This is a genomic window from Pantoea sp. Ap-967, assembly GCF_011752565.1.
In the GTDB taxonomy this organism is placed as follows: Bacteria; Pseudomonadota; Gammaproteobacteria; order Pseudomonadales; family Pseudomonadaceae; genus Aquipseudomonas.
On record NZ_VWXK01000062.1, the window covers coordinates 1 to 3494 of the forward strand.

Annotated in this window: 3 protein-coding genes; 1 reads left to right on the plus strand and 2 read right to left on the minus strand. The window is 65.2% G+C overall.

The features are described from left to right. Nucleotides 1-734 precede the first annotated feature (734 nt). A complete protein-coding gene (locus F3J45_RS29415; protein ID WP_167070859.1) occupies nt 735-1730 on the minus strand; it encodes an alpha/beta fold hydrolase in 996 nt (331 codons plus the stop codon). Between the two features lie 197 nt (nt 1731-1927). On the opposite strand from F3J45_RS29415, the gene metR reads away from it, so the two are divergent. Continuing rightward, nucleotides 1928-2845 carry a transcriptional regulator MetR gene (gene metR / locus F3J45_RS29420; protein ID WP_167070860.1) on the plus strand — a complete coding sequence of 306 codons (918 nt, stop codon included), beginning with the start codon at nt 1928-1930 and terminating at the stop codon, nt 2843-2845. Here the strand turns inward: metR and F3J45_RS29425 are convergent. Continuing rightward, entirely contained in the window at nt 2829-3242 is a 414-nt protein-coding gene (locus tag F3J45_RS29425) for an NUDIX domain-containing protein (protein WP_167070861.1), read from the minus strand. The genes metR and F3J45_RS29425 overlap by 17 nt on opposite strands. Nucleotides 3243-3494: the final 252 nt, after the last annotated feature.

The window sequence follows — 3494 nt, forward strand, 5'->3', positions numbered from 1 at the left end:
CGTCCAGCACCATTTCAGCGGCTTGGACTTTGTATTCTCTTGAGTAAGATTTACGCACTGATTTTGCCTCCAATTGGGCGCCATCATAGCGCCCGATGAAGGTGTCCAAAATCATTAGGCCAGTTCATGTCACCGGTAGGAGCGAGCAAAGCTCGCGAGGCGATCTGGCAGGCGCAACAGGGTTCAAGGGGTCGACCCGGCCTTGAGACCGCATCGCGAGCTGCGCTCGCTCCTACCAAGGAGCGATGTCACCGGTAGGAGCGAGCAAAGCTCGCGATGCGATCTAGCAGGCGCAACAGGGTCCAAGGGGTCGACCCGGCCTTGAGACCGCATCGCGAGCTGCGCTCGCTCCTACCAAGGAGCGATGTCACCGGTAGGAGCGAGCAAAGCTCGCGAGGCGATCTGGCAGGCGCAACAGGGTTCAAGGGGTCGACCCGGCCTTGAGACCGCATCGCGAGCTGCGCTCGCTCCTACCAAGGAGCGATGTCGCCGGTAGGAGCGAGCAAAGCTCGCGAGGCGATCTGGCAGGCGCAACAGGGTTCAAGGGGTCGACCCGGCCTTGAGACCGCATCGCGAGCTGCGCTCGCTCCTACCAAGGAGCGATGTCACCGGTAGGAGCGAGCAAAGCTCGCGAGGCGATCTGGCTGGTGCAACAGGGTTCAAGGGGTCGACCCGGCCTTGAGACCGCATCGCGAGCTGCGCTCGCTCCTACCAGAGCCGCGCAGGGCCATGATTCAAAGCCCGGCGATATGCGTGACATCCTGCCGATGCGATTGCAGGTACGGCAGCACCGCCGCCAGCAACGGCGCCTTGAACGGCTCCTGGAAGCGGTGCGCCAGGCCCGGAATCAGCCGCAACTGGCTGCCCTGGATATGCGCCGCCAGGTGCACCCCATGCATCACCGGCAACAACGGGTCGGCCGTGCCATGCACCACCAACGTCGGCACCCGCAGTTCATTGAGCAACTGCACCCGGCTCGGCTCAGCCAGAATCGCCATGATCTGGCGCTTCGCCCCATCCGGGTTGTACGCCCGGTCATAGGCCACCGCCGCCTGGTGCAGCAGCGTCGCCCGGTCATCGTGCACCTGCGGGCTGCCCAGTGCCGCCAGCAGGTCAGCCTGCTGCTCGATTGCCACCTCGCGGTTCGGTGCACTGCGCCGGGCCAGCAGTTGCACCAGCGCCGGGTCCGGCGCCGGCAGCCCGGCAGCGCCGGAACTGGACATCACCAGGGTCAGGCTGCGCACCCGCCCCGGCGCCATGGCCGCCAGGTGCTGGGCGATCATCCCGCCCATGCTCACCCCCAGCACATGAAACTGGCCAATGCCCAAGGCATCCATCAGGTGCAAGCCGTCGCCGGCCATGTCGGTCAGCGAGTAAGGCGCGGCCACCGGCAGGCCCAGCTTGTAACGCAGCAGCTCGACGGTGAGGTTGGCCGAAGGCGGCAGCTGGTTCCAGCGAGACAAGCCGACATCGCGGTTGTCATAGCGGATGACCCGAAAACCCTGACGGCACAAGGCCTCGACCACGTCGTCCGGCCAGTGGATCAGTTGCCCACCCAGGCCCATGACCAGCAACAAGGCCGGGTCACGCGGCGCACCGACGCTCTGGTAAACCAGGCTTACCTCGCCAAGTTCGGCCCGTTGCACCGGCACGTGGGCGTCGCAACGCGGTTCGGCGAAGCTTGCCGATGCGCTGAACATAAAGAAGAAAAACAGCAAAAAAGCCCGCATGAAAGAAACACCAGAATGCAGATCCCCAGTAGAGCGCGAGTCTGATGAATTTCGTTCGGGCGCGCTGCCACAGTTCAGTGACAGTTTGATGAACCCTGCCGAGCGGTGCGGCCGATGGTCCAGTCGACAGGCAGGGGTAACATGAGCGAAACTCAACTCATTCCCTGTTTCCTGAAAATTCACCCCCGGAGTCAGCAGTGCTGGAGATCCGTCACCTGAAAACCCTTCATGCCCTGCGTGAAGCCGACAGTTTGGTGGAAGCCGCCGAGCGCCTGCACCTGACCCAGTCGGCACTGTCGCACCAGTTCAAGGAGCTGGAGGAACGCCTGGGCTTGCCCCTGTTCGTGCGCAAGACCAAGCCCATTCGCTTCACCAGCGCCGGCCTGCGCCTGCTGCAACTGGCCGATGCCACCCTGCCGCTGCTGCGCGGCGCCGAACGCGACATCGCCCGCCTGGCGGGCGGCACGGCCGGGCGCCTGCACATGGCCATCGAATGCCACAGCTGCTTCCAGTGGCTGATGCCGACCATCGACCAGTTTCGCGACGCCTGGCCGGAGGTGGAGCTGGACCTCGCCTCGGGGTTTGCCTTCGCCCCGCTCCCCGCGTTGGCCCGCGGCGACCTCGACCTGGTGGTGACCTCCGACCCGCTGGACCTGGCAGGTATCACCTACGTGCCGCTGTTCACCTACGAAGCCATGCTGGCCGTGGCCAACCAGCACCCGCTGGCCAACAAACCCTACATGATGCCCCAGGACCTGCTCGACCAGACCCTGATCACCTACCCGGTGGAGCGCGACCGCCTGGACATCTTCACCCGCTTCCTGGAGCCGGCCGACATCGAGCCGGCGGCGGTCCGCACCTCGGAGCTGACGGTGATGATGATGCAACTGGTGGCCAGCGGCCGCGGTGTGTGCGGGATGCCCCACTGGGCGCTGCACGAATACAGCGCGCGCGGCTACGTGAAGGGCAAGCGCCTGGGCGAGAAGGGCCTGTTCGCCACGCTGTACGCGGCGGTGCGCACCGACATGCTCGATGCGCCCTATATGCGCGACTTCCTGCTGACCGCCAAGGACACTTCCTTCGCCACCCTCGATGGGGTCAGCGCGGTGCGTTGAGCACCTGGCGGTACAGCGGCAGGATCAGGTCGCGGGTCAGGGGTGCCAGCTCCAGGGCCGGCGCCTGGTCGGCGGCCAGCCACTGCACTTCTTCGATTTCCGCCGCTGGGCTCACGGCCTCGGCGCTGTCGACGCGAAACAGCTCGGCCTGCACCACAAAACCGGGCTCGTTGGCCGCCGGGGCACTGAACTGGCCCAGGTGTTCGGCCTGGTTGGGGTCGATGTGCAGGCCCAGTTCCTCTTGCAGTTCACGCACCAGGGCCTGGACGGGCGATTCCCCGGCATCGATCTTGCCGCCGGGCTGCATGAACGCCTGGGTGCCGCGCTTGCGCACCAGCAGGGTGCGACCTTGCGGGTCGATCAGCAGGGCGGCGGCGATGCGGATGGTGTTGGGCATGGGCGGGCTCGTTTGGCAAAGGCCTGGGAGGATCCCATGGGCATCCTGGGGCTGACAAGGCTAGTGTTTTCTGTGCCGGCCCTTTCGCGGGGCAAGCCCGCTCCTACAAAGAATGCGCGGGGTTCACTGAACTGCGCCCCAGATGTTGGACACCCGTCCATCACCTGGGGTTTTTCATGAGCAAGTATCCAACACCTTTCAAGCGGTCAGCCATCCAAGCCTTCCTCGATCGAGGCTATGGCTTCCGCCATG